Origin of the sequence: Herbihabitans rhizosphaerae, from assembly GCF_004216555.1 — a bacterium.
GTDB lineage: Bacteria > Actinomycetota > Actinomycetes > Mycobacteriales > Pseudonocardiaceae > Herbihabitans > Herbihabitans rhizosphaerae.
On the sequence record NZ_SGWQ01000009.1, the window covers coordinates 39760 to 65961 of the forward strand.

At 69.7% G+C, this 26202-nt stretch carries 29 protein-coding genes; 12 read left to right on the forward strand and 17 right to left on the reverse strand.

The features are described 5' to 3' along the window. Positions 1-27: 27 nt before the first annotated feature. Positions 28-2841, forward strand: a complete 2814-nt coding sequence (locus EV193_RS23680; RefSeq protein ID WP_165401482.1) for a VWD domain-containing protein — start codon at positions 28-30, stop codon at positions 2839-2841. Here EV193_RS23680 and EV193_RS23685 read toward each other — a convergent pair. Next, positions 2838-3491: a histidine phosphatase family protein gene (locus EV193_RS23685; RefSeq protein ID WP_130346569.1), complete on the reverse strand. Its 654-nt coding sequence runs from the start codon at positions 3489-3491 to the stop codon at positions 2838-2840. The two genes, EV193_RS23680 and EV193_RS23685, sit on opposite strands and share 4 nt — an antisense overlap. Positions 3492-3528: 37 nt before the next feature. On the opposite strand from EV193_RS23685, the gene EV193_RS23690 reads away from it, so the two are divergent. From EV193_RS23690 to EV193_RS23700, 3 genes are read left to right on the forward strand one after another with little or no spacing between them, the layout of a single operon-like run. Next, positions 3529-4674 (forward strand): type III PLP-dependent enzyme, encoded by a 1146-nt coding sequence (locus EV193_RS23690; protein ID WP_242613617.1) that lies wholly within the window; start codon positions 3529-3531, stop codon positions 4672-4674. Between the two features lie 10 nt (positions 4675-4684). Then, positions 4685-5473, forward strand: a complete 789-nt coding sequence (locus EV193_RS23695) for a PIG-L family deacetylase (protein ID WP_130346571.1) — start codon at positions 4685-4687, stop codon at positions 5471-5473. Between the two features lie 50 nt (positions 5474-5523). Further along, complete coding sequence (locus EV193_RS23700; protein WP_130346573.1) at positions 5524-6024, forward strand: hypothetical protein; 501 nt, start codon at positions 5524-5526, stop codon at positions 6022-6024. Here the strand turns inward: EV193_RS23700 and EV193_RS23705 are convergent. From EV193_RS23705 to EV193_RS23725, 5 genes are all read right to left on the reverse strand, one after another. Further along, complete coding sequence (locus tag EV193_RS23705; protein ID WP_130346575.1) at positions 6021-7136, reverse strand: winged helix DNA-binding domain-containing protein; 1116 nt, start codon at positions 7134-7136, stop codon at positions 6021-6023. The genes EV193_RS23700 and EV193_RS23705 overlap by 4 nt on opposite strands. Next, entirely contained in the window at positions 7136-7510 is a 375-nt protein-coding gene (locus tag EV193_RS23710) for a DUF3817 domain-containing protein (protein ID WP_130346577.1), read from the reverse strand. The genes EV193_RS23705 and EV193_RS23710 overlap by 1 nt, the downstream gene beginning before the upstream one ends. Then, positions 7507-7833, reverse strand: a complete 327-nt coding sequence (locus EV193_RS23715; RefSeq protein WP_207222790.1) for a hypothetical protein — start codon at positions 7831-7833, stop codon at positions 7507-7509. Before EV193_RS23715 ends, EV193_RS23710 begins: the two co-directional genes overlap by 4 nt. Positions 7834-7904: 71 nt before the next feature. Then, a complete protein-coding gene (locus tag EV193_RS23720) occupies positions 7905-8093 on the reverse strand; it encodes a DUF397 domain-containing protein (protein WP_341273192.1) in 189 nt (62 codons plus the stop codon). A 25-nt stretch (positions 8094-8118) separates the two neighbouring features. Next, the gene (locus tag EV193_RS23725) at positions 8119-8970 is read right to left on the reverse strand and encodes a helix-turn-helix domain-containing protein (RefSeq protein ID WP_242613618.1); all 852 of its coding nucleotides are present in this window, start codon (positions 8968-8970) and stop codon (positions 8119-8121) included. A 95-nt stretch (positions 8971-9065) separates the two neighbouring features. On the opposite strand from EV193_RS23725, the gene EV193_RS23730 reads away from it, so the two are divergent. Further along, positions 9066-9302, forward strand: a complete 237-nt coding sequence (locus tag EV193_RS23730; RefSeq protein ID WP_130346581.1) for a DUF3039 domain-containing protein — start codon at positions 9066-9068, stop codon at positions 9300-9302. Here the strand turns inward: EV193_RS23730 and EV193_RS23735 are convergent. Then, on the reverse strand, positions 9299-9583 hold the full coding sequence (locus EV193_RS23735; RefSeq protein WP_130346583.1) for a hypothetical protein: 285 nt from the start codon (positions 9581-9583) through the stop codon (positions 9299-9301). The genes EV193_RS23730 and EV193_RS23735 overlap by 4 nt on opposite strands. Positions 9584-9690: 107 nt before the next feature. On the opposite strand from EV193_RS23735, the gene EV193_RS23740 reads away from it, so the two are divergent. After that, positions 9691-10452, forward strand: a complete 762-nt coding sequence (locus tag EV193_RS23740; protein ID WP_130346585.1) for a DUF899 family protein — start codon at positions 9691-9693, stop codon at positions 10450-10452. A gap of 143 nt (positions 10453-10595) precedes the next feature. Here the strand turns inward: EV193_RS23740 and EV193_RS23745 are convergent, their stop codons facing one another. From EV193_RS23745 to EV193_RS23760, 5 genes are all read right to left on the reverse strand, one after another. Beyond that, positions 10596-11492, reverse strand: a complete 897-nt coding sequence (locus EV193_RS23745; protein ID WP_130346587.1) for a lytic transglycosylase domain-containing protein — start codon at positions 11490-11492, stop codon at positions 10596-10598. A 90-nt stretch (positions 11493-11582) separates the two neighbouring features. After that, positions 11583-12068, reverse strand: coding sequence for a helix-turn-helix transcriptional regulator (locus tag EV193_RS23750; protein WP_130346589.1), 486 nt, complete (start codon positions 12066-12068; stop codon positions 11583-11585). Between the two features lie 207 nt (positions 12069-12275). After that, positions 12276-12437: a TcpD family membrane protein gene (locus EV193_RS33490; RefSeq protein ID WP_165401479.1), complete on the reverse strand. Its 162-nt coding sequence runs from the start codon at positions 12435-12437 to the stop codon at positions 12276-12278. 229 nt (positions 12438-12666) lie between these two features. Beyond that, positions 12667-13809 (reverse strand): CaiB/BaiF CoA transferase family protein, encoded by a 1143-nt coding sequence (locus EV193_RS23755; RefSeq protein ID WP_130346591.1) that lies wholly within the window; start codon positions 13807-13809, stop codon positions 12667-12669. Between the two features lie 34 nt (positions 13810-13843). Beyond that, positions 13844-14977, reverse strand: coding sequence for an acyl-CoA dehydrogenase family protein (locus tag EV193_RS23760; protein WP_130346593.1), 1134 nt, complete (start codon positions 14975-14977; stop codon positions 13844-13846). Between the two features lie 129 nt (positions 14978-15106). Between EV193_RS23760 and EV193_RS23765 the strand changes: the two genes are divergently transcribed. From EV193_RS23765 to EV193_RS33495, 5 genes are all read left to right on the forward strand, one after another. Beyond that, a complete protein-coding gene (locus tag EV193_RS23765; protein ID WP_423202216.1) occupies positions 15107-15709 on the forward strand; it encodes a TetR/AcrR family transcriptional regulator in 603 nt (200 codons plus the stop codon). 164 nt (positions 15710-15873) lie between these two features. Continuing rightward, positions 15874-16908: a hypothetical protein gene (locus EV193_RS23770; RefSeq protein ID WP_130346595.1), complete on the forward strand. Its 1035-nt coding sequence runs from the start codon at positions 15874-15876 to the stop codon at positions 16906-16908. Positions 16909-16948: 40 nt separating this feature from the next. Then, on the forward strand, positions 16949-18223 hold the full coding sequence (locus tag EV193_RS23775; protein WP_130346597.1) for a hypothetical protein: 1275 nt from the start codon (positions 16949-16951) through the stop codon (positions 18221-18223). 48 nt (positions 18224-18271) lie between these two features. Then, on the forward strand, positions 18272-19354 hold the full coding sequence (locus tag EV193_RS23780; protein WP_130346599.1) for a GNAT family N-acetyltransferase: 1083 nt from the start codon (positions 18272-18274) through the stop codon (positions 19352-19354). A 71-nt stretch (positions 19355-19425) separates the two neighbouring features. Continuing rightward, positions 19426-19563 (forward strand): hypothetical protein, encoded by a 138-nt coding sequence (locus tag EV193_RS33495; RefSeq protein ID WP_165401483.1) that lies wholly within the window; start codon positions 19426-19428, stop codon positions 19561-19563. A gap of 119 nt (positions 19564-19682) precedes the next feature. Here EV193_RS33495 and EV193_RS23785 read toward each other — a convergent pair whose 3' ends face one another. The 4 genes from EV193_RS23785 to EV193_RS23800 form a co-directional block, all read right to left on the reverse strand. Next, complete coding sequence (locus tag EV193_RS23785; protein ID WP_130346601.1) at positions 19683-22691, reverse strand: helix-turn-helix transcriptional regulator; 3009 nt, start codon at positions 22689-22691, stop codon at positions 19683-19685. A 32-nt stretch (positions 22692-22723) separates the two neighbouring features. Then, positions 22724-22972 (reverse strand): hypothetical protein, encoded by a 249-nt coding sequence (locus tag EV193_RS23790; protein ID WP_130346603.1) that lies wholly within the window; start codon positions 22970-22972, stop codon positions 22724-22726. Between the two features lie 164 nt (positions 22973-23136). Next, a complete protein-coding gene (locus tag EV193_RS23795; RefSeq protein WP_130346605.1) occupies positions 23137-23343 on the reverse strand; it encodes a DUF397 domain-containing protein in 207 nt (68 codons plus the stop codon). A gap of 35 nt (positions 23344-23378) precedes the next feature. Beyond that, the gene (locus EV193_RS23800) at positions 23379-24227 is read right to left on the reverse strand and encodes a helix-turn-helix domain-containing protein (protein WP_130346607.1); all 849 of its coding nucleotides are present in this window, start codon (positions 24225-24227) and stop codon (positions 23379-23381) included. Between the two features lie 237 nt (positions 24228-24464). Between EV193_RS23800 and EV193_RS23805 the strand changes: the two genes are divergently transcribed. Next, positions 24465-24770, forward strand: a complete 306-nt coding sequence (locus tag EV193_RS23805; RefSeq protein WP_130346609.1) for a hypothetical protein — start codon at positions 24465-24467, stop codon at positions 24768-24770. A gap of 479 nt (positions 24771-25249) precedes the next feature. Here EV193_RS23805 and tesB read toward each other — a convergent pair whose 3' ends face one another. Continuing rightward, positions 25250-26194 carry an acyl-CoA thioesterase II gene (gene tesB, locus EV193_RS23810; protein WP_207222779.1) on the reverse strand — a complete coding sequence of 315 codons (945 nt, stop codon included), beginning with the start codon at positions 26192-26194 and terminating at the stop codon, positions 25250-25252. Positions 26195-26202: the final 8 nt, after the last annotated feature.

Here is a 26202-nt window from a genome sequence, read left to right on the forward strand (position 1 = left end):
GTGCCCGGCGGACGGATGGAGACGGGGATGCGGGGGAATCGAATCGCGGGGCGGATCGCCGCGGCCACGATCGGGTTGATCATCACGCTCGGGTGGCCGGCGGCCGCCCAAGCTCAGACACAAGCTCAGTCGACCGCGCCAGGCCTGAGTGGCACAGCGTCCAAGGACACCTATCAAGACGGTGAACCGTTGGCGCTGAACTTCACGGTGACCAACAACGGTCCGGCGCCGTGCAAGATCAGCTCGCTGGCGGACGGCGTCCTGTCGATCACCGCGATGAGCGTGGACGGCAAGCCGGTCCAACCATCCTTGGGATATGTCGCGTATACCGACAGCCTCACCTCCCAACTGACCGGCGCGCTGCGGACGGTGGCGCCCAAGGGCACACAGGCGCTGGCCGTACGTCCGTCGAACGACGCGACCCTGCAGTCCGTGTCGTTGTCACCGACCGGTGAGAACATCGCGGCGCGCTGGCCGATGGCACAGCACGGGAAGTACGCGGTCAGCGCCGCATACCTGTATCCGCCCTCGCTCGCCGCACCGGATGTATGTCGCGGCGTGAGCGTGCCCGCGACTGTGTCGTTCACCGTCGGTGCGGCACGCGGTGACACCACCACATCGTTCCCGCTCCTTGCGGTGATCATCGGCGCCGCGGTCCTGCTGCTGTTGATCGTGCTCATCGTGTGGCTGTCGCGCCGGAAGTCACGAAACAAGGCCGCGCTGATCGCGGTGATCGCGACCGCCATGGTCGCCGGCCAAATGGTGCTGATGGTGGTGAGCCCGGCGCCGGCCGACGCGAGGATCGTGATTCATCCTGAACCGTTCCCGGGGTCGGTCAAGGATCCGATGTTCACCGGCCAGGTGCAGGGATGTATTCGCAGCTTCAAGGCGGAGGACGGCAGCGGCGATCCCTCGGGGATCATTCCGTGGCTGGAGTCCCTGCCACAGCAGATCGATATCTGGAAATACGACGGACAACGCTCGGAAACCGTCGGAGAATCGGCCGCCGACGCGCAGAACGGAAAGGGCACCAACTCCGGAGTCGCGTGGAACCCGTACGAATCGGCACCGTATCTCGGCGGCGTCGCGCCACAGGACTGCTCCGAGCTGTACCACGAGCTGTTCCACGCCTACCAGAACGCACGTGGCCAGAGCCGTGCCGGCAGCTGTACCGCGAAGGACGGAAAAGAGGTCCCGCTGTCCGAGCTGGACGCGACCAACGCGGAGAACGCGTACCGGCGCTACCGCGGCCTTCCTGAACGCCAGGGCTATGGCACCACGCCGTTCTCCGCCGTCCCGGACAAGTGCCAGCCGTCCAAGCCGAAGCCACCGACGAAGCCCAAGCCCAATCATTCCGACGAGGACCCGAACACCGACACGGCGTGCGCGGACACGGCGAACTGCGGCGGCAGCAACGGTGACCCGCATCTGACCACATTCGACCGACACCATTACGACATGCAGGCCGCCGGTGAATTCGTCGCAGCGAAGTCGGCGAACGGTGATCTGGAGATCCAGGTGCGGCAGATGCCATATCCCGGCTCGTCCGACGTGAGCCTGAATCGCGCGGTCGCCATGAATGTCGCCGGTGACCGGATCGGCATTTACCAGGACGGCGATCAGCCGCGATTGCATGTCAATGGCAAACCGGCGACGGTGAACGGCGTGCAGCCGCTCCCCCGTGGCGGCCGTATCGCACATGTCACCGGTGACGGCCGCGATGCCTATTTGATGACCTGGCCGGACGGCTCGCGGGTGTGGACCGGAGCGATCGGCGGCTGGGGCCTGCGTATGGACACCGAACTCGCCCCGGCGCGCAAGGGCGCCGTCCAGGGTCTGCTCGGTGACTTCGACGGCAAGCCGGAGAACGATCTGCGGCCGCGCAACGGGCAGCCGCTCCCGGAGAAGCCGAGCTACGACCAGCTCTACAAGGAGTTCGCGAAGAGCTGGCGGGTCACACCGGCCGAATCGCTGTTCGAGTACGAGCCGAATCAGGACACGCGCACCTTCACGATCGAGGACTTCCCCGCCCGTGAGATCAAGGCCGAGTCACTGCCAGCGCGCGCCGCCGCCGAGTCGATCTGCCGCTCGATGAACGTTACGGAACAGCCGTTCTTGGACAACTGTGTTGTCGACGTGGCGCTGACCGGGCACGCCGACTTCGCCGCGACGGCGGCCGACGAGCAGGCGGTGGTCAAGCCGGTCGACACACCGTCACCCGACAAGCCGATCGCGCACGGCACCGGCGTGGTGCTGCGGGACGGAAACGTGGTGGCCGACGCGCTGCACTCGGCAGACGAGGCACACGAGTACAAGATCGAGACGGGCCCGGCCACGGTGATCCGTCTCGCGAACCTGGCGGACGAATACGTTCGTATCGATCTGCTCGGGCCCGCGGTGCCGGACGATTCACCCGGGTTCACGATCACCAGCAACTGGCAGTACCGGGTGCTGCCGAATACGACGTACACGCTGAAAGTGCACCGGGACAACGGAAAGGCCGGCGGGTACGGCTTCCGCGTGGTCGCCGCGAAGGAGCGCACTCACCAGGTCAGCGTGGGCGACACGATCAAGGGCACGATCGACGTGCCCGGACGGCTCGACCGGTACGCGTTCACCGCGACCACGGACAGCCAACTGGAGCTGGAGAACGGCACCGGCTGCAAGCTGACCGTGGTGCTGGTCGAGGACAAGCCCGCCGTGCGCGCCTACACCCCGTACGGCGTCTGCTACGGCATCCCGATGGGCCGACTCGAAACCGGCAAGCGCTACCAGGTCGTGGTCTGGTCCGACACCTGGAAGGCCGGCGAAACCTACTCGTTCCGAATCAGTGCGAACTAGGCGCCGGTGATCAGGTCGGTGGGCAGGTGCGCGACCTCGCCGCACCGAAACGTGCCCTTGCCGCCGGCGTCCAACCGCAGGTGGACGATCGCCGTGTTGGGCAGCTCGTACGTGACGACGAATGACCGGAACAGCCGCATCTCCCCGGCGGTCGGCGAGGCCGTTCCGGTCATCAGCGCCCACAAAACCGCCCGGATGAACATGCCATGGGTGAACACCGCGACCGGTCCACTCGCGCACTGCCGAAGCCGGTGAAGAAAGGCATCGGCTCGGCGGAGCAGGCCAGCGAACGATTCCGCACCAGGACCGTCCACATGAGACGGATCGGCCCGCTGCCAGTACTCCTCCACCATCGGCCGGCGTTGGGCGACGGTGGTCGACTGGCCGTGCAGGCTCTGCAGGTAGGTGAACTCCTCGACCGGCCATTCCTGGTGCGTGACGTCCGGGAAACGCGCCAGCGTGGGGCGCGCGGTCAGTTTCGTCCGGACGTAGGGAGAGGTCACGATCAGCGCGGGCGGCCGGGGAATCGCGTTCGCGAGATGGTCGGCCTGCGCCTCGCCCCGCTCGGTGACAGGGATTCCCGACGGATCGTCGGTCGCCGCGCCCGCGTTGGCCACGCTCTCCGCGTGCCGAATCAACCACACCAGCATGCCGAACCTCCGGTCGACGCCAGGTTAGCCTGCGGCGGTGAGCACCGAGCGGATTCGCGCGTTCCTGGAGGAGAAGCAGCCGGCCACGCCGTGCCTGGTGATCGACCTGGACGCGGTGGCGGACGGGTACCGAAGGGTTCGTGACGCGTTGGCGCCGGCACGCGTGTTGTACGCGGTGAAGGCGAATCCGGCGCCCGAAGTGGTGCGGGTGCTGGCCGCCGAGGGTGCCGGGTTCGACGTGGCCAGCCCGGGTGAGATCGACCTGGCATTGGACGCCGGCGTGCGGCCGGACACGCTGTCGTACGGGAACACGATCAAGAAGCCGGCGGACATCACCCGGGCGTATGAATCAGGCGTGCGAAGGTTCACCTTCGACTCCGAGAGCGACTGTGACACCCTCGCGGAACGCGCGCCACGATCGGGTGTCTGGTGCCGGATTCTGGTCGACGTCCCTGGCGCGCAGACGCCGTTCGGACGCAAGTTCGGCTGCTCCCCCGACCTCGCCGTGCGGCTGCTGCGCCGGGCCGCCGACGCCGGGCTGGACGTCGAGGGCGTGGCGTTCCACGTCGGATCGCAACACGTCGACCCGGCCGCCTGGGAAGCCGGGATCGCCAGTGCCGCAACGGTTTCCGCCGAACTGGCACGGCACGGTGTGGAGATCAAGTCGGTCAACCTCGGCGGCGGCTTCCCCACCCGCTACCGCGACGACGTGCCACCGCTGGCCCGCTACGGCGAGGTGATCGGCTCCTCCGTGCGCCGCCATTTCGGCCGCACGCCGCCCGAGCTGTACGTCGAGCCGGGCCGCGCGATCGTGGCCGACGCCGGCCTGATCCGCTCCGAGGTCGTACTCGTCTCCCGGAAGTCCGATGTGGACAGTCACCGCTGGGTGTACCTGGACATCGGCCGCTATCAGGGGCTCGCCGAGACCGAGGCGGAGATGATCGCCTACCGGTTGTCCACCGCGCACGACGGCACCGCGGACGGCCCGGTGATCATCGCCGGCCCCACCTGTGACGGTGACGACGTTCTCTATCAGCGAACTCCGTACCGCCTGCCGCTCGCCCTGCGCACCGGCGATCACCTGGACATTCTGTCGGCCGGCGCGTACACGGCGAGCTACGCCTCCGTGTCGTTCAACGGCTTTCCTCCGCTGGCGACCCATGTTGTCGGTGAAAGCCGGTAACTTCGTAATCATGGCAACCCTGGTCACGTTCCACGCCCACCCCGACGACGAGTGCATCGCCTGTGGCGGAGTCATGCGCAAGGCCTTCGAGGAGGGCCACCGCGTCGTGCTCGTCGTCGCCACCCGAGGCGAGGTCGGCGAGGTCGACGACGGATTCCTCGACGACGGCGAAGAGTTGTGGGAGCGCCGGGTCGCCGAGACGCACGAGGCGGCGGAGATCCTCGGCGCCAAGCGCGTGGAATTCCTCGGCTACCACGACTCCGGGATGATGGGCGAGCCGACCAACGACGCCGCCGGCTCGTTCTGGACGGCCGATGTCGAGGAGGCGGCCCAGAAGCTGGCCGCGATCCTGCGCGAGGAGCAGGCCGAGGTGCTCACCGTGTACGACGACAACGGCGGCTACGGCCACCCCGATCACATTCAGGTGCACCGGGTCGGTGTGCGCGCCGCCGAGATCGCCGGCACGCCGCGCGTCTACCAGAGCACGATGAACCGCGACCACATGATTCGCGGCATGGAGGCGCACGCCGAGCGCGACCCGAACTTCGAGATGCCGGACATTCGCGAGCGGGAGAACTTCGGCAAGCCGGAGTCGATCATCACCGCGGCCGTGGACGTCACCGCCTTCTTGAAGCACAAGCGCACCGCCATGCGCGCGCACGCGAGCCAGATCAGCGAGGAGTCGTTCTTCCTCGCCATGCCGGACGACGCGTTCGCCTACAGCTTCGGCACCGAGTGGTTCATCCGCGAGGGCCAGGGCCCGGGGATCACCGAGACGGATCTGCTCGCCGGGCTCTAGCGTCAGGACACCGAGGACCGGTCCCGCCCGTGCCGTGCTGAGCTGATCCCGTGCGGCCGGACGCGTTCGTGGTACGCCAACGCCTGCGGATCGGCGGGGTTATCAGCGGCGCGTTGCTGGTCGCGAGCACCTACGTGATCTTGCTCGCCGTGCTGACCGTGCCGTGGTGGATCGGCCAGGTTTTCAACGAGGTCAACGGCATCGGGTCGTTCCTGATCACGTGTGCCGGAGTGCTGGTCGTGATCGGACTGCCGGCGGCGGTCGCCGTGGTCGCCGCCAGTAGGCCCGGCAACGCCGCGCTGCGCCGACGCGAACTCGTGCTCGACGCCGACGGCATGTGGATCTACGAGTCGGCGCTGTGGTGGACACCGCCGCGGCTGATCCCGTGGGCCGCGGCGAGCCCGATGCGCGGGGTGCCGTGGGACTACCTCGTGTTCGGCGATCCGCCGCAGGGCGCCTGCCGCCTGGTCTACTTGACGGCGTCACCCGAGGAGATCGTGGCGCACGGCCGGCACTGGTATCCCGGCCTGGAGTTCGCCGACGAGCGCTAGCCGATGTCCGGGCGGAGCGGCTTCATCGCCGGCATCTGTCCACTGTGGACGAACCGCACGTCGTGCTCGTGCTCAGGTGCGCAGAAGTCCAGTAGCCGCAACGCTTCCTCGGTGAGAGCGTCCTGGTCGACGTTCACCAGCGGCTCGATCGTGAGCACGGCACGACCGTCCTGTGTGGACAGCAGCCACATGGCGGCGACCGTGCCGTCCACGAGCACCGTGGACTCGACACCACCGCCGATGATCACCCGCTTGCGGATGTGGTCGGCCATCATCCGGCGGCGGTCGTCGTGCGCGAGCAGCACGTTGTCGAACGACGGCAGAAATCGGACCGGCAATGCCGTGTCCTCGGGCAGTTCGGCGTCCGGCAGGTCGTACAACACCCGGCCGTCTTCGTCGCGGTAGGTCACCAGGTCCAGCCGCTCGACCACCTCGCGCAGCCGCGTCAGGCCGCACCACGCCTGGATGTCCTTTGTGGACGCCGGACCGAAGGCCGCAAGATAGCGCGTGATCAACTCGGCGACGCTCGCCTCGGCGGGCACGCGCCCCAGCCACGACTCGGCCAGCGCGAACGGCGTCGCGCCGCTGCTCCCCCACGTGCCGTTCGGCGGCGGGTGCACCAGCGGAAGGGTGAGCTGGACCGTCGCGGTGAGAGCCGCCGGATCGACGTCCGGCCACCGCTGCACGAGCGCCCGCCGCAACTCCGGCCGCGTCATCGGACGCTCGGCCAGCAACGCCCGTGCCGCCTCGGTGATCTCGGTGGGCTCGACGCCGTCCATCATCCGCCGAAACCCGCCGCGCCAGACGCGGTCGAACACCGGCTGCACGAGGGGCCGCCAGACCAGGTAGTCCTCGGCGGTCACCATGTGCTGAGTGCCGCGCAACAACGAGGAGCGCACGACCGTCCGCTCCTCGAGAGCGCGAGTCAACTCGTCCCGGTCGAACTCCGACAACCTAGCCCACAGCGACAGATACGGCGGCCACGGCTCCTGCGCCTGCAGGCCGGCGATCCGCCCGATCGCCTCGACGGCTGAGACATCGTGGCGCCTCGACAGCAACTGGCGGTCAAGCGTGGCACGGTTCAGCTCACGAAGGGTGAGCGTGCGCGCCACTACAGCTTCTCGCCGGCGCGCACCTTCCGCGTGACCTGGCGCTCGGCGTAGAACGACACGAACGGCACCACGCCGGCCAGCAGCACGAGCACGGTGCCCTTCATCGACCACCGCGCCTTGAGCGCCAGGTCGATCGCCAGCACGAGGTAGACCGCGTACAGGAAGCCGTGCACCGGGCCGATGACCCGCATGTACTGACCCTCGTCGGCGGAGTACTTGGCGATCATCGCGGCGACCAGCGCGAGCAGGCCGACACCGACGATGTACGCCAGGACTCGCCATCGGGCCAGCGCACCGGTTATGCCGGGAGTGGCCGCGTCGCTCAACGGACTCGCCTCGCTGGCGTCGGTCTCGGACGGACGTGGGGCGCTCATCGCGTCTCCTGATCGTTCAGGGATTTGAGGTACCGGTTGTACTCGGCCAGCTCGTCGTCGGGCTCGGCGGGCGCCTGTCTCGGCACCACGGGCGCGACCGGCTCGGGTTTTGCCTGAGGCTTCGGCGCCGCGTCCTGCTCGGCCTGCTGGGCGCGCAGCTTGCGCATGCGCCACACCATGAATGCCGGGAACAGGCCGAACAGCGGCCACTGGAGCACATAGCCGAGGTTCTGCCAGGTGCCGCTCGCCGATTCGAAGCGGTTCCACTGCCAGACCGCGAGCCCGGCGCACACGGCGAAGGCGAGCACGCACCCGATGGCCATGGCCACCCGCTGCCGTTTCACCGAACCGCCTCGCACATGTTCGACGCTAACACCCAGGTGAACGGCCGGATTCAGGGGCGCGTGAGGAACGTGCGCCACGCCTCGCGGCTGAACGCCAGCGGGTTGGCGGTGCTGTTCTTGGAGTCACGCACCCCCACGGCGTCGGTGGAGAGCGCGACCTCGACGCAGTCGCCGTTCGTGCCGTTGCCGCTGCGGGTGCTCTTCCGCCACGCCGCATCGGTGAAGTCCACAGTGGACACTCGGGATCGCCTCTCTCCCAACGATTTACAGCTGCGCGGCGACCCGCTCAATCAGTGCCACCGAGTCCTTGGGGCTCAGCGCCTGCTCGCACAGGCCGTCGAACACCAGTTTACCCTCCGCGACCTCGTCGTCTTTCTCGACGTGGATGGACCCGGTCGTGTACTCGACGTACATGAAGTCCGAGTCCTGCTCTTCCGCGAACCGCAGAATCGTGAAGGCGCCGTCCATCCCATCGTGGGCGCCCAACGCATCCGGGAGGACCTGCACCGTCACGTTGTCCACCTCGGCCATCATCACCACGTGGTCGAGCTGATCCCGCATGATCTTTCGACCGCCGACCAGTTTGCGCAGCGCGGATTCGTCGATGATCGCGTGCAATCGCAGGGCGGAATCCTCGTCGGTGATTCGCCGCTGCCGATACAGCCGAGCCGCGACGTCGTTGTCGAGCTGCTTCTTCGTGCGCTTGACCTTGCCTGACGCGAACAACGCACGCATGTACGCCTCGGTCTGCAACAGCCCCGGGATGTAGACGAGTTGCGAGCTGAGCACCTCGGTCGCCTCGGTCTCCAGGCCGATGTAGCCGCGATCTCGGATTCCGTAGCGCACCCACCAGCCCGGCTTCGCGGCCTGCAGCGCCAGTTCGATCAGCTCGTCGTCCCGGACGTCGTAGAGATCCATCATCGATCGGACCAGGTGTACGTCCGCCTTGGCCCTGCCCTTCTCGATGCGGCTGAGCGCACTGGGCTGCTTGTACAGCGCCAGCGCCGCCTCAGCCAGCGTCATGCCGGTGCTCTTTCGGATTGCCTTGAGCTTCTTGGCGAGCCGTCGTCGCCGGAACGTCGGACTCGGCGTGGTCCCCATGATTACCTCCCGCATGCGTTCAATCACAGCTTGCCAGGTGCGACTGACAGAAACGCAATTGCGAGTGCGTCACCGACACGCCTTCAATCCGATGTGGACACTCATGTGGCATGACGCTTCCGACCGCATGGTCCTGGTCCGACGCGAACCAGAGGAGCCACATGATCGTCGAGGGCACGACGCTGGTCGCCGACGCCGAATTGGGCCCGTGCGTCCGCGCGTTGTGCGGACGCCTTCTGCCGGCGCGCACCGACGACCACGGATTGTCGTGGTGCCCCAAGTGTTCCGACCTACTCGCGGACTGGATTTCGGAGAACTTCGATCTGTCCACTATGGACGGAAGCTAGCCTTCGCGAGGTTCGCGCTGACCATGCCGGCGGCGCGCTGGACGTCCGGACGGCGTGCGGACCGGGGCGGTGACACAGCAGGCCGGGCCGAAGCTTTCGTCGTCGTGGACGGCGACTCCGTTGTCCCGCGCGAGGGTGACGAGCTTGGCCCACTCCCGCCGCGAGTAGAACGACGGCGGCACGGTGCCCTGAGCCGGTCCGCCGTGTTCCGGCGACGACGGTCGAGCACCCCGCGCCCCTTGCTCGCTGTCGGCGTGTCCTCCATGGTTCCCCTGTCCCATCTGACCACCGGCAAGTCTATGAGCATCGGATGCTCCTGCCATGATGAGTTTCGGCCGCGACACGAGTCAGTTGTTGTGGAACGCCCGACACACAACGGAGGACACCCATGACGAGTGACCCGACCGGCCGCCCGCCCGTCGTCGACCTGGCCAACTGGGAGGCGGCGCGCGAGGAGTTGTTGGTCCGCGAGAAGGCGCACACTCGCGAGGGCGACGCCATCGCGGCGGCCCGTCGTCGGCTGCCGATGGTGGAGTTCGACGGGACGGTCGAGGTCATCGGGCACGACGGTCCGGTCCCGTTCCTGGACCTGTTCCAGGGTCGCGACGAGCTCGTGGTCTACAAGCACATGTGGTACGACGGCGCGCCGCACCAGGGGCAGTGCGAGGGCTGCACCACCACGGTCTGGCACCTGCGGGACGCCGTCTACCTCAATGCGCGCGGCGTCTCGTTCGCCGTCTTGACGCCGGGCCGGTGGGACGAGGTGGCGTCCTTCATCGAGTTCATGGGTTACACGCAGCCGTGGTACTCGGTGCGCGACGTGGACGAGCCGGTCGGCGGCGACATGGGGTACCTCGCGTGCTTCCTGCGTGAAGGTGATCGCGTGTTTCTCACGTACTCCACGACGGGGCGCGGCAACGAGCGGGTCAACGGGTCCATGGGTTTGCTCGACATGACGCCGTACGGCCGGGGTGAGCGGTGGGAGGACAATCCTGAGGGGTGGCCCGAGGGGCGCGACGCGAGCGGGTCGTGGCGCACGAACGTGGACGAGAACTCCGACTGGGGCCCAACAAGTCGCCCCGTGGCGCAGTGGACCCGCCCCGGCGCGACCCCCGCGGACACCCTCGGCCGACAGAGCCACTGCCACTGACGCGGCTTCGTCGGCAGCGTGGAACTCGCGGTGCCTGAGCGCGGCACTCGCCGGTGCACAGCGCGGGACTCGCCGGTGCACAGCGCGGGACTCGCCGGTGCACAGCGCGGGACTCGCGGGTGCAGGGCGCGGGACTCGCGAGGTCAGCGGGCGGCGGATTGGGCGGCTCGGGCGTAGCCGTCGGCCAGGCCGAAGACCTTCTGGCCGTAGGGCACGGAGTTGTTGTACGAGAAGACGCCGTCCCACCAGCCCTTGGCGCCGCCCATGTCGCGGCCGTTCGCGCACAGGTAGCGCGCGGCGGCCACCGCCGCGTCGTCGAGCTGGTGCGGGTCGCCGCGCCCGTCGCCGTTGCCGTCCGACGCCCAGCGGCGCCACGTGGACGGGATGAACTGCATCGGCCCGACCGCGCGGTCCACCGTCGGATCGCCGTCGAACATGCCGCCGTCGGTGTCGCCGATCGCCTTCACGCCGGCCGACCCGTCCAGCGGCACGCCGATCACCGGCTTGCTCGGCCGGCCGTCCGCACCCAGCGACGCGCCGCCGTACTGCCCGTGGTTCGACTCGATGCGCCCGATACCGGCGAGCGTCGCCCAGGAGATCCGGCAGGACGACTGTGCCGCACGCATCGCCAGCTCGGCGTTGCCGTAGGACCACAGCGCCCGCGCCGGAATACCCGTCACCGCGGCCGTGCGCGCCGCCCACCCGGACAGTGGGTCACGCCCGTTGCCCGTGCCCTGCGGCTGCGGCCGGGGCTGTGCCACGACCTGCTCGTTGGCCACCTGCGGCGGCAACTCGCCGCCGACGCCGGCCGGCACGACTGTGCCCGGCTCGACCGGTGCCGCCTTCACCTGTGCCGCGGGAATCTCGAGAGCCACCGGGCCGGCCTCGGGCGAGGCGGCGTCGGACAGCAGCCACACGCCACCACCCGCGGCGGCCAGCACCACGAGCACGAGCGCGAGCCGTCCGAGCGCACCCAGCCCCCGCCGGCGGTCAGCCCGCGGGGGCGGTGGTGCGTCGACTTCGGTCTCGATATTCCCCACGTGGCTCCCGCCCTGGTGCCCGGTTCTCGCAGCGTTCTCGATCTGCAAACGAGAACACGAGCCGCCAGGTTACGCGCGGGAGTACGTGGTTCAGGCAACCCCGTCGCGGCGCTGCCGGTTCAAGCGCGCCACACACCACGCGGCGGCGCTGCCGCGACGCAGGTGCTGCAGCACGGTCATCGGCCCAAGGTGACGACTCAAGTCGGACGGCGTCAGCCCGGCTGCCCTCCAGTCCAGCGCACGCTGGTCGAGAGGGCTGATGCCCGCGTCCCACCATTCCTTCGCCTCGGCGAGCCCGCCGCACATCTGCCACCAGGCGGCGGCCGACGCGAGCAACTCATGAGGCACTTCGGGTAGTCGCTCCCGCATGGCGGCCACGAATACCGGGTCGGCCGAGTCGACCGACACGAAACTCTTCGCACCGCCTGCCGCTCGCTGTCCGGGGATGCCGGCGGAGACTGGGGTCTCCGCGAGCCACTCCGACGCGATGCGGTTGATTTCCGCCGTCTCGGCGTCCTGCGAACGCTCCTCGGTCCACTGCTTGACCAGAGCGTCGACACCGGGATCGTCGAGCATCCTGCCTCCCTGCGGGCTGATGATCACTCGATGCGAAGACCGTAAGGGTGGACACCGACAACCCGCCAGACCCAATGTCTGATCGATTCCACGACCTGGGCTTTGTAGGCCACATTCCACCCGGACGGTCCAACCTGGATTGATCAACCGTGTGACGTCGTCACGTTCAGTGAAGACGTCTGATGAACGCGCGAAACCCCGATTTCGTTACGCGAAGAGCTGTTTGATGAAGGTGATGATCGCTTCGGCTCCGTCCTGGAGCCACCCGAGCACCGACTGCACCGCGTTGGCGGACTGTGTCGGCTGCGTGATCAGATAGAACAGCAGCAGCGCCACGACCACTAAGACGATGGCTTTCTTCGCGTTCACCTGCACTCACTCCGTCCGGCTGTTGTCCGGCCCAGTTCGGGGGGCAAGGCCGTGGCTGTCGTTCGAGCTTCCGTTGTCATCGTGCCCGAAACAACGCCCGGCGACACCCCTGTTCACGCAGTTGGCAGTACCACGTCTACCCCGAGTGCGCCAGGTGACGCAGGGTCTCGAACGTGTTTACTGTAAACCCGCTTTGACTACAGAGCGCGCAGGCACGCCGCCCCGCGGGTCACGCGATCAGACCATCGGCACGCAGCGTGTCGATCTCCTCGTCGGCGACGCCCAGTTCGGCGAGCACCTCGGCGGTGTCCGCGCGGGCCTCGTGCGGCGCGTCCGGCACGCCCGTCGGCGTGCGGCTGAACTTCGGCGCGGGCGCCGGCTGCGGATCACCGCCGACCTCCACGAACGTGCGGCGCGCGACGTTGTGCGGGTGGCCGGGCGCCTCGGACGGCGTCAGCACCGGCGTGAGGCACGCGTCGGTGCCCTCGGCCAGCTTCTCCCACTCGTCGCGGGTCTTGCCCTTGATCGCCGCGCTGATCTTCTCGCGCATGTCCGGCCACAGCGACGGATCCATGTGCTGCCCCGGCGCCGGGCCGTCCAGCCCGAGCACGGTCATCGCGTCGGCCCAGAACCGCGCCTCGATCGCGCCCAGCGCCACGTACTTGCCGTCGGCCGTCTCGTAGGTGTCGTAGAACGGTGCGCCGCCGTCCAGCAGGTTCTCGCCGCGCGGGTTCGACCAGACGCCGAGGTTGACCAGCCCGTGCAGGCTCGTGGTCAGCGCCGCCGCACCGTCCACCATGGACGCGTCCACGACCTGCCCCTTGCCCGAGTTCTGCCGCTCGAACAGCGCCGCCAGCACGCCCATGGCGAGCAGCAGACCGCCGCCGCCGAAGTCGCCGATCAGGTTCAGCGGGAGGACCGGCTTCTCCCCCGCCCGGCCGATCGGCTCCAGCGCGCCGGCCAGGCCGATGTAGTTGATGTCGTGCCCGGCGGCCTGCGCCAGCGGCCCGTCCTGACCCCAGCCGGTGATCCGCCCGTAGACGAGCTTCTCGTTGCGCGCCAAGCAATCCGCCGGCCCGATGCCCAGCCGCTCGGCCACGCCGGGCCGGTACCCCTCGATCAGCACGTCGGCCCGTTCGACGAGCTGGAGCACCAGTTCGCGGCCGCGATCGGACTTGGTGTCCACGCCGATCCAGCGGCGGCCACGGGTCAGCGGATCGTTCGGGAAGGTGAGCACGTCCGCGCCCGGCTTGGCCCGGTCGACCCTGATCACGTCCGCGCCGAGATCGGCGAGGACGGTGCAGGCGTAGGGCGCGGGCGCGAGGCCGGCCAGCTCCACGACCTTCATCCCGGCGAGTGGTCCCTGAGGCATGAGTTCCTCTCGAAATCGTTGCGGCGTAAGGGAATCAGAGCGTGCGGGAGATGATTTCCTTCATGATCTCGTTGGTGCCGCCGAAGATCCGCTGCACCCGCGCGGCCGTCCACACCTGCGAGATCGGGTACTCGGTCATGTAGCCGTAGCCGCCGAACAGCTGCAGGCACTCGTCGGCCACCCGGGACAGCCGGTCGGTGGTCCACCACTTCGCCATCGCGGCGGTCGGCACGTCCAGCTCGCCACGCACGTGCTGCTCGATGCACTGGTCGAGGAACGCGCGGCACACCGTCGCCTCGGTGGCCGACTCGGCGAGCTTGAACTTCGTGTTCTGGAACTTGAAGATCTCCCGGCCGAACGCGGTGCGGTCCTTGGTGTACGCCAGGGTGATCTTCACCGCCGCCTCCATCGCCGCGACCGCGGTCACCGCGATGATCAACCGCTCCTGCGGGAGCTGCTGCATGAGCTGGACGAAGCCCTGCCCCTCCTGGCCGCCGAGCAGGTTGTCCGCCGGAATCCGCACGTCGTCGAAGAACATCTCGGCGGTGTCCTGGCCCTTGAGGCCGATCTTGTCCAGCACCCGGCCGCGCCGGAAGCCCTCGCGTTCGGTCTCCACCACGACCAGCGACACGCCCTGCGCCGCCTCCTCGGGGTTGGTCTTGGCCGCGACGATCACGATGTCGGCCTGGGCGCCGTTGGTGATGAACGTCTTCGCGCCGTTCACCACGTACTCCGCGTCGTCTCCACTGCCATCCCTGATCGCCCGCGTCCTGATGTTCTGCAGGTCCGACCCGGTGCCGGGCTCGGTCATGGCGATCGCGCCGACCAGCTCGCCGGAGGCCATCTTGGGCAGCCAGCGCTTCTTCTGCTCCTCGGTGCCGTACCCGGCGATGTAGTGCGCCACGATGCCGGAGTGCACGCTCACGCCCCACGCCGAGTCGCCGGCGTAGGTCTGCTCCTCAAGCAGCACGGCCTCGTGCGCGAAGGTGCCGCCGCCACCGCCGTACTCCTCGGGGATGCTCATGCACAGCAGGCCGACCTCGCCGGCCTTGTTCCACAGCTCGCGGTCGACCTCCTTCTGCTCGGCCCACCGCTCCTGGTGCGGGGTGAGCTCCTTCTCGCAGAACGTCCGCGTCATCTCGCGCAACGCGTCGAGGTCGTCGTTCATCCACGAGGAACGGTGAGTGCCGGGCACGGGAACCTCCAGCGGGGGTGGCAAAACATTCCGCACGGAATGTAAGTTCTACCGTGAAGGTACATGTCGACCGTCCGGCACGTAAAGCGCGGGAGGAACACCGTGACGCAGATACCTGCCCGCACCCACCGAACCCAGCGGGAGCGCAGCGACGCCACCCGCGAGCTGTTGCTGGACGCCACGGTCGACTGCCTCGTGGAGCTGGGCTACGCCGGCACCTCGATCAACGAGATCTGCCGCCGCGCCGGCGTGTCCCGCGGCGCGCAGCAACACCACTTCGCGTCCAAGGCGGAGCTGATGGCACAGGCGGTCGAGCACCTCGTGGTCAAGCTGACCGAGCAGTCCGGCGAGGTGCGGGGCAGCGCCGCCACCAAGGTCAACAAGACCGTCGACGAGCTGTGGGAGAAGCTCTCCGGCACGCTGTTCACCGCCGCGCTCGAACTGTGGGTGGCCGCGCGCACCGACGACGAGTTGCGCGCCGCGATGGAGCCGATGGACCGGATGCTCGGGCGGTCGACCCTCGCCGGCTACCGGGAGATCACCGACGGCGTGATGAAGCCGGGCAGCGTCGACACGGTGTACTGGATGACGATCAACCTGATCCGCGGGCTCGCGCTGGACGCCATGATCGGCGGCGACCCGCGCCGGCACGCCACACTGCTGAACGAGTGGAAGCGGATCGTCAAGACGATCTACCTGGCCTGACCGGCGGTGGTATGTGTTGACCGGCCCGGCCCTCGCACGAGCCGGCCAACACATACATAGATGAGGGAGTTCCGCCCGAAAAATGACGTTCGCACGAGAAAACGTTTCGTGACCGAGACAGCCCGCCGGGACCGGTCCCGGGCCCCGGTGCCACTATCTCGGGGGTGAGCGAATCCACGTCGCGGTGGCCGGCGCTGGCCGCACCACCGCTGTTCTTGATCACCGCGGGCCTCGTGATCTGGGGCTCCTTCGCCAATCTGCTCGTCGAAACCGACCGCTCCGGCGGTGAGATGACCCTCAACATGTGGGGGTCCACGGACAGCGACGAGGGCGTCATCGTCGGACTGAGCGCCGTGGCCGCCGCCGTGTTGCTGGTCGCCGCGGCGGCCGTCACGCTGCTCGCTCGCCGGCCGGGCCGAAACGCCGCCGGTGCCCGCGCGCTGGCCGGGATCGCCGCCGGCTGGACCGCCGGTGCCACCGCGTTCGTCGGCATGATCGTGCTGTTCCAGATCTCCGAGGCGTCCGACCGGCAGAATTCGGGGCGCGAGGTGGACGCCGGGCTCGGCATGTGGCTGCTGATCATCGCCAGCGTGCTCGCGGTCGCCACGGCGATCGCGGTGACCGTGTCGACCAAGGCCGCCGAGCCGGGCACGCACCCGTGGGCCGAGCCGGCGTCCGGCGCGTTCGCCATGATCGGCGCGGCCGTGCTCGCCGTGATCGGCAGCTTCCTGCCGATGTACGACCGCACGGCCCGCCGCTCCGGCGGCGACGTCGAGATCTGGCAGAGCCTGTGGTCGCAGGGCGTGTCCGGCAACATTCGCCCGGCGGGCGACATCGTCCGCTGGGGCATCCCGGTGACGGTGGCCGCGGCCGTGCTGGTGATCGGCGGCGTGTTGATCGCCGCCGCCGGCAACTCACCGGAACGCCGTCTCGCCGGCCTGTTCGGGCGGCTCACCGGTGCGATCGGGGCCGGTGCGCTCGGCGGTCTGGTGACCGGGGTCGCGGTGATGGCGATCGACGCGCTCAAAATCGAGGAGCAGGACCGGTCGCACGGTCGCGAGTCCGACGTGTCGATCGGCTTCGGCACCTACGCGCTGCTGATCGCGACGGCGATCGCCGTACTCGGCGCGGTCTGGGGTGCGCGCTCGGCACGCACCGCACAACACGATTCCGTTGCACCACAGGAGAACACGCGGTGATTTCCTGGACGCCGCGCCCGGCCGCGACAAGGATTGCCCGATGATCGAATCGCCGGGACGGACCGGCTGGCGCAACGGGATCATCGCGGCGGGCCTGCTGGTGTTGGCCGCCGGCCTGGTGGTGTGGACGACATTCACCGACCTGGTCACCGTCGACACGCTCCGCACGAGCGGCGGCCGGGAGACCGGCACCAGCCGCACGCTGGGCATGTGGGGCACGGACACCGTCCGCATTCCCGAACGCCCGAACGGCACGACACACGACACCACGATGCTCGGCCTGGTCGCGCTGGCCGCCGCCGCGCTGCTCGTGATCTGCGCGGTGCTGCTGCTGATCGCGCGGACCGGCCGAGGCCCCGGCATCGCTCGGCTGCTCACCGGGATCGCCACCGGTGCGACCGTCGGCATGGCGCTGCTGGTCATGTTGCTGGTGACCTTCCAGCACAGCCAGACCAACGAGGCCATGGAGAGCGGGTCGAGCTCCAGTCAGCGGTACGAGGCCAGCACCGGGCTCGGGCTGTGGCTGCTGATCATCGCCGGCGTCGCGACACTCGCCGCGCTCGTGCTCGCGCTGACCGGCAGGACGGCGCCGGCCACCGAGACCAAACCCGGCTCGGTCGGCTCGTCGGTGCTGTCCGGACTGCTGCTGCTGGCCGCCGCCGGGCTCGTGATCGGCGGCAGCTTCGGCGCGCTGTTCAGCTTCTCCTCGGAGCGCCGCGGTTCGACCAGCGGGTTCTCCCGCAGCCTGTGGTCGGTGACCCAGACGAGTTCGCGCGGCGACCGCACCAACGAGATCGCCCAGTTCGGTGTCGCCGCGATCGTGGCCGCCGTGCTGCTCGTGGTGGCCGCCGCGCTCGCGGTGCTCTCGGCGTACGCGGTCAGCTCCCGGCAGCCGGCGCGCAGCGGACGGCTGATCGGCACGGTCGGCTTCGGCATTCTGGTGGCGACCGTGCTGACGGTGACCGTCGCCTCGATCGAGGCGCTGGTCGACATCGCCGCCGAGGACGTGTCGCCGGGCGAGACGGTGAACGCGTCGCTCGGGCTCGGCAGCTACCTGCTGTTCGGCGCGCTGGTGGTGGCGGTCGTCGGCATCGTGTTCGGGCCGAGGGCGCTGCCGGTCGGCGGTCCACAGTGGACACAGATGCCCGACACGCCGACGCCGCCCATGGGTGTGCCGATCACGCAATCCGATCCCACACAGCCAGTTGTCGCGCAACCTGTTGTCGCGCAAGAGGATCCGCCCACGGAGCCGAAACCGGAGCCAGCGCCGGCACCGGAACAGCAGGAACCCGACGCGACACCGCCACGAGACTGAAACACGTGGTTCGCGGTTCGGCAACAGTGCGCGGGCACGGTGGACGGCATGGATAGAGCCATGCCGTCCCCGCGCATCTGGCGTATGCGCATCGAGCTGGACGACCGCCCCGGTGCGTTGGCCCGAGTCGCCACCCGGCTCGCCGCCCGTGACTGCAACGTGCTCGGGCTGTCCGTACTGCCCGTGCCCGGCGGGGTGGTGGACGAGATCGTGGTGCACCTCGCGCCCGAGGTCACGCCGGCCGATCTGGTGTCGGAGGTGCGCGCCGAGGGTGGCCGCTGTGTCGGGATCACCGCGGCCGACGTGCACAAGCTGGTCGACCGGACGACGTCCGCGCTGCGGGCCGGCGCCGACGCGCTGCGCGACGGCGGCACGGTGGCGCGGTCGGTGCGCACGCTGCTCGGCGCCGACTCGGTCACCGTCGGCCCCCCGGCATCGGGCGACCCGACGCACCTGGCCTCGCTGACCGTCGGCGAGGTGACACTCACCGCCCGGCGCGGCTGGGCGCCGTTCACCGAGGTGGAGCGGGCCAGGCTGGCCGCGTTCGGCGAGCTGCTGGTGGCGAACGCGGTCGCCGCGGACGCGCCGCACCCCGTGATCACCTCCGACGGCGCCGGCCTGGTGCTGCGGCCCGGCACGCCGGCCGACGCGGACGCGGTCGCCGATCTGCACGCCCGATGCTCGGCCAGCACGTTGTTCAGCCGGTACCACGGTGGCCTGCGCACGATGCCGAGGCGGTGGCTGTACCGGCTGCTCAGCCCGCCGCGCGGGCGCACCCTGCTCGCGCTGTGCGGCACCGACGTGGTGGGGATGGCGCAGCTGATCCGCACCGGCACCCCGTCCCGCGCCGAGGTGTCCGCGCTGGTCGAGGACGGCTGGCAGCGGCGCGGGCTCGGCACGGCGATGCTGCGACGGCTGGCCGTGGTGGCGGCGGCCGGCGGGTACACCGAGATGATCGCCTGGTGCCTGCCGTCCGAGGACGCCTTCGCCAGCGCGGTCGCCGCGACCGGACTGGCCCACTCGGAGCGCCGCGAAGACGGCATGCGCCGCATCGCGCTGCACATCGATCCCCCGTCACCCTCGACAGAAACCCTTGCGGCACAAGGGATACAGCAGCGACCGCGCGCATAGGCGAAGGGGTCCCGAGCAGACGCTCCTCGACTCCCGGGGTGGCGGCCCCGACATCGACGTCCCCATCGTCGATGTCCACCGCGCCGACGGCCACGACGGTGACGCTCCACGACACGCGATCAGGCAGCGGCATGGGCGAAGGCCGCTGGGTACTGGCTTTCCCGCACATCGGCGACGGCACCGCGATCATGCAGGTCGACGTGCACTGACCGCTAGTACTACAGGGCCTTTCCGGCGTGTCGTGAGCCCCGCTACGGGTCGAGCCCGCTGAACCTTTTAGCCGCGCTAACGGGTTCAGCGGGCTCGACCCGGTTGTAGCCCTGTAGTACTAGTCGAGCAGGCCCCTGTCGGCGGCGATCGCGGCGGCCTCGGCGCGTCGGGTGGCGCCCAGCTTGGCCATGATCCGCGACAGGTGCACGCTCACCGTCTTCTCGCTGATGTACAGCTCCTCGCCGACCTGGCGGTTGGTGCGGCCGGTGGCGACGAGCTTGAGTACCGAGTGCTCCCTCGGCGTGAGCAGGTCCACCGTGTCCCGCCGGGTCGCGCCGTCGGACAGGCTGATCCGCGCGCGGCGGGCCACTCGCCGCACGGCGTCCTGCAGCGGTCGCGCGCCCAGCCGGTCGGCCACCTCGCACACGGCACGCAGCTCGTCCACCGCCTCGGCACGCCGGTCGTGCGAGAGCAACGCCTCGGCCAGCCGCCAGCGGCACAGCGCCTGCTCGTACACCGCGCCGTAGTCGAACCCGTCCACGGCGGCACGCCACGCCTCCGGGTCACTGTCACCCGACAGCCTCGTCCACTCCGCCTCGGCCCTGGCCAGCCACGCGCGCCCCTCCGGGCCGAGCGTGCCCGTCCTCGGCTGCACGCCGGCGGCCACCTTCCTGGCGTCCTCGATCAGCGCGAGGCTCTGCGACCGGGCCACGTCCACGGCCGTGTCGTCGCGCCGGGTGCGCGCCCGCTGGGCCACCTCGGCGTGCGCGGCGATGCCCAGCGCGGCCACCCGCAGGCCGGCCAGCAGCCACTGCCCGCCACCGCGGCGCACCCAGTCCATCGCCTCGCCGACCTGCTCGACGGCCCGCTCCGGCTTGCCCTTCCAGCACGCCAGCTCCGCCCCCACCACGCAGGTGACCAGCGCGATCTGCAGATCGCGGTGCCAGTGCTCGCGCAGATCGGTGACCAGCCGCTCCGCCTCGGCGAACCGGCCCCGCCCGACCGTCACGTGCCCGGCGACCGCGGCCAGCCTGGCCGACACCGTGTTGGACACCCGGCGTGCCGGCGGCTCCGCGGCCGCCTCCGCGCCGTCCCACTCGCCGACGACGTAACGCAGCACCACCCGCATCACGCGCAGCTCGAGCCCGTAGTCGCTCCACGTGATGCCGGTTTCCTTGGTGCGCGCGGCCCCCTTGTCGATCTCCTCGACCGCCTCGCCGACCCGCCCGTTCTCGTACAGCGACACCCCGAGATAGAACCGGGCACGTGCCTCCACGTTCAACGCCTGCACCTCGGCGGCACGCTTGATCGACGCGCGCAGCAGATCGCGCGACTCGTCGAGCCGGCCGGCCGTCTCGGCCAGCAACGCGAGCGTGCTCAACGCGTCGGCCTCCGCACCGCCGGCGCTGACCTCCCGCGCGTCGGCGATGGCCAGCTCCGCGCTGTGCCGCGCCTCCTCGACGCGATCCTGCGAGCGCAGCACTCTCGCCTGGACGCCGAGCACCCACGCCCGCACCGGGCTGGCCGCGCGATCGGCCAGCAGCCACCACGCCTCGTCGATCACCTCGGCGGCCTCGCTGACGTTGCCGTCCACGGAGAACTGCGCCTGCACAAGGCGGCGCCGCACGTCGGCCCGCAGCTCCGGATCCTCGCGCTCGTCGACCAGCCGCACGGCGGACCGGGCGAACGCCAGCGCGCGCTCGGGCTCCCCCGACGTGCCGGCGAACCAGGACGCCTTGCGGACCAGGTGCAGCTCGTCGACGCCGTCCGGCCGGTCGGACTCCGGCACGGCGTCCCACAGTTTCAGCGCCAGCTCGACGTGCCGCAGCGCCTCGGCGGGCGCGCCCAGCTTCTTGGCTTCCTCGGCCGCCCGCACCGACGCGTCGAGCGCCTGCGGCAGCGCGTGACTCTCCATGCTGTGGTACGCCAGCGCGGCGGCGGTCCCGCGGACGGCGGCGCACTCCGGGTCGGCGAGACACGCCGCGTAGGACGCGTGCAGCCGCACCCGCTCACCGGGCAGCAGATCGCCGTACACCGCTTCGCGGAGCAGCGCGTGCCGGAAGGAGTAGACGTCCTCGGTGTCGGAGCCGGCCACGAGTACGTGGTGCTGGACCGCCTCGCGCAGCGCCTCCTCCAGCTCCTGCTCGGCGAGCCCGGCCGCGTCGCGCAGCCTGCGGTGCACCACCGTGCGGCCGGCGACCGCGGCGGCGCGCACCACCCGCTGCGCCGCGTCGCCGAGCTGTTCCACCCGGGACAGCAGCACGTCGACCAGCGTGGTCGGCAGGCCGCAGGCGTCGTCGCTGTACGCGGCGAGCAGCTCCTCGGCGAAGAACGCGTTGCCGTCCGAGCGGCGGGCGATGTCGCGCACGGCCTCGTCGTCCAGCCTGCCCTCGGCGAGGGCGGCGACGAACGAGCGCGCGTCGGTGGCGCGGAACGGCGACAGCTCCAGCCGCTCCACGGCGGGTACCCGCACCAGCTCGGCGAGCAGCGGCCGCAGCGGGTGGCGGCGGTGCAGGTCGTCGGTGCGGTAGGTGGCGGCGAGCAGCAGGCGCTGGTCGCGCATCCGGGCGATCAGGAAGGACAGCAGCCGGCGCGTCGACTCGTCGGCCCAGTGCAGGTCCTCGACGACCAGCACGACCGGGGTGCGCTCGGACAGCTCGGTGAGCACGGCGTGCACCGCGTCGAACAGCTGCAGCTGCCCGACGTCCTGTTCGGGGCGGTGGCCGCCGACCGCGGTGGGCAGGCCGGGCGCCAGCCGCCCCTGGTCCGGCACGACCGGCAGCGTCCGTCCGGGCAGCAGCATGGCCAGCGCCGGTGTGGCCAGCGATGCCGGCACGTCGTCGCCGAGCGCGCGCACCTTGGTGAACACCTCGGCGAAGGCGAGGTAGGGCAACCCGGTCTCGCCGACGTCGACGCAGCGCCCGGTCAGCACCAGCGCCTGCTGGCCGCCGGCGTGCGCGGACAGCTCGTCGACCAGGCGGGTCTTGCCGACCCCGGCGTCCCCGGCGAGCAGCATCACGCCGAAGGAGCCCGCGGCCGCCTTGTCGTAGGCGGCTCGCAGGCCACGCATCTCCTTCGCGCGGGCGACGAGCGGGATTCCGGAGCCGAGACGGGGCACGTCCAGCATGCTGTCACACCTCACCGACAGCTTCCGCCTGCTCAGGCCGCGCGCGGGTGACCGCGGTCGCCCGCGACCACATCCGCGCCCGGCCAGAGCTCAGAACCCTCCTCGCCCTCACCTCCGTTGTCCGACTCGTCGCCGGAGCCGTCGTCGCCGTGCCGGTGCAGGCGCCGCCACCACGACGACCGCCCGCGCCGGTACTCGTTGCGCCACCGGGCGCCGTCCTTGTGCAGGCCCTCGTGCCGGTAGTCGACCTCGGCGCGTACCGCTTCGATGGTCCAATCCATCTCGATCACTCCTTCTCATCGGTGTGACCGAGATTCGTACTGAGGCGCGGCATCCGGCATCGGACGATCACGCAGCTTCGCGTGCGGGAACACCCCTTACTGGGTGCCTCCACAGGTGCGTGGAGGGCGAGTAAGGGGTGTTCCGGTCGTACTGGGTTACCTGGTCAGTGCGCTCGAAGCCGGTCGCCGACCACGGCGCCGAGGAACTCGTGCCACCCGGCGTTCTCGAACGCCAGCTGACCTGTCGCGGGGCTCTTCGAGTCGCGCAGGGCGGTACTACCGGTGCTCACGGCGAGCTCGACGCAGTCGTTGCCGGCACCGCTGAAACCGCTCTTACGCCACTTCGCGCCTGTCAGATCGGAAACGGTCACTCTCACTCCCCTCGTGGAGGCCTAACAATGGGCTACTAGCTCAGCCTCTTGGCTACCTGCTCGACCAGCGCGACCGTGTCGTCGGGTTTCAAAGCCGCGGCACGCAAATGGTCGAACATCAACGTATACCTTTTGATTTCAGCCGGCTGCTCGAGGTAGACGCCGGTGGTGGTCGTGTCCACATAGACGACGTCCGGGTCGGCCTGTTCGGGGAATCCCAGAATCAGGAATGGCCCTTCCATCCCCGAGTGCGCACCCGCACTGAAAGGGACAACTTGCAAAGTGACATTTGGCATCGCGGCCACCTCGCGCAACCGCTCCATCTGGGTGCGCATGACGCTGGGACCACCGACGACGCGGTGCAGCACCGCCTCGTCGATCACGGCCCAGTATTCCGGCGGCGACTCGTCGGTCAGCAGCTGCTGTCGGGTGAGCCGCGCTTTGACGCGCCGTTCCACCTCGGCGTCGGCGACATCCGGACGAATCGCCCGAATAACGGAGCGCATGTAATCCTCGGTCTGCAACAAACCCGGCACGAGCAGCGCTTGGTGTGTGTGCAAGGAAGAGGCTTCCGACTCCAAACCGACAAAAGTGCCGGTGAAGATCTCGTTGTAGGAGTGCCACCAGCCTTTCTTGCGAGCCTCCCTGGCGAGTTGGACCAGCGCCTCTTTCTGGTCGTCGGGCACTCCGTACAGGTCGAGCATGTCCCGAACGTCCCGAGTGGTCACGCCGACCTGGGCCGTCTCGATCCGGCTGATCTTCGAAGCGGAGCACTCCAGGCGCTCGCCGACCTCGTCGATCGTGAGCCCAGCGGCTTCCCTCAGTCGACGCAACTCGCTGGCGAGCCTGCGCCTCCGCACGGTCGGACTGTGGTCCCGTGCCATAGCGTTCACCTCCGTCGTCAACGTCCCGCACAGTCTGTAAGCCCTTCACGACGCGAGGAAGCCGGGTCACCCAAACGGGTTGTGCAACTTGCAAAAGGGATGTGGCTCGTCGCACGCTGCTAGAAGGCATACGAGTCGCGGCGGACGGCGGCGTCCATCGCGACCGTGTCGGAGCACTGTAGTGCGCGTCAGGGCTTTCGGCCTGGCGAGCGCATCGACTGAGGGCAGGGATTCACGGTGACGCACTCGTTGTTCGGCCAACTGGAGGGCTCCTTACGGGAGTACCTCGATGACATCGAGGATCTCGCGGGAGATCCCGACGACGAACGGGCGGCGGAGGTCGCCCGTACCGAGCTGCCTCGGGTGATCGCCGCGCTCCGGTCCCTGCTGGAGGAGCACCGCCCCGGGCCGGACGGCCGCTGTCGGGCGTGCCGCCCACGGCTGATCTCGCGTCCGCCGTCGCCCTGCCGCGCGTACCTGACCGCGCACCTGTGCCTGAGGCTGACCAAGGAGGAGGCCGCCCAGAAGCTTCGCGCGGGCTGACGCCCGCCGCCCCAGACGCGCGCGGGTTCCCCTCCTGCCGCGCTCGTGTCGGGTAGACGCCAACCTCCCCCGGTCCCCCTCGGCGTCATCCGGCACACCATCCGGTGAGACCGGGGCTGTCCCCCGACTAGCTCCGGTCTCACTGGCTTTTCTATCGAGGGCAAGGTCGCTCTGTCGTCTATCGAGGGCAGGGTCGCCTGGTTCGGCTTCGCCGAACGGGGTTGTGGTCTTTTTGCTTGGGTGGCTGGGTGCCGAGTGTGGGTGGCTGGGTTTCGTGGGTGGTTCAGTCACGCCACCTCCACGACAGCGGGCTCGTTCCTCGCCCGCTGTCCCTCCGGCGTCGTAAGGGCGACCGCCCTCGACAAAGAATCGCGACCTCAGCGGGCTTTCGATCGGTGCGGTCAACACACCCGGCTGCGTGAAGTCGGTAGGTGGGGTAGGTGGGCCGAGGGTAGGTGGGCCGGCGTTGTTGGGGGTGGCTAGCCGATTCGGAGGAGGCCTTCTTGGACGACGGTGGCGATGAGGGTGCCGTCCTGGGCGAAGAACCGGCCGGTGGCGAGGCCTCGGCCGCCGGAGGCGCTGGGCGAGACGCAGTCGTAGAGGAACCACTCGTCGGCGCGGAACGGGCGGTGGAACCACATCGCGTGGTCCAGGCTGGCGCCGAGCACGTTGTCGGTGCCCCAGTAGACGCCGTGGCGGGCCAGGACCGAGTCGAGGAGCGTCATGTCGGAGGCGTAGGCGAGGACGCAGACGTGCAGGAGTTGATCATCGGGCAGCTTTCCGTCGGCGCGCATCCAGACCTGGTTGCGGGCTTCGCCCGGCCCCTGTCCCCTGGTCAACCAGGGTGGTTCGGTCACGTACCGGACGTCGATGGGGCGCGGGCGGTCGACGACCACGCCGAACTTCTCGCGCAGTTCCGGCGTGATCCGCTCGCCCTGGGTGGGCAGCGTCTCGGGGGCCGGCACGTCGGGCATCTCGTCGGCGTGGTCGGCGCCCGGCTCGTCGAGTTGGAACGACGCGGACAGCGAGAAGATCGCCCTGCCGCGCTGCACGGCCACCACGCGCCGGGTGGTGAAGGACCGGCCGTCGCGGATCCGGTCCACCTCGTAGACGATCGGCACGCTCGGGTCGCCGCCGCGGATGAAGTACGCGTGCAGCGAGTGCACCCGACGCTCGGCCGGCACCGTGCGCCCGGCGGCCACCAGCGCCTGGCCGGCCACCTGCCCGCCGAACACCCGGATCGGCGAGTGCTTCGGGCTCACCCCGCGGAAGATGTTCTCCTCGATGCGCTCCAGGTCCAGCAGCGCGACGAGCCGGTCGAGCACCGGCTGGCCGTGCGGCACCCCGTGCGCGTCGCGTGGCACGCGGTCTGCGGAGAGCACGGCGTCGGGGTCCTCGGCCGCGGCACGGGCCACTTCGGTCACGGGGTCAC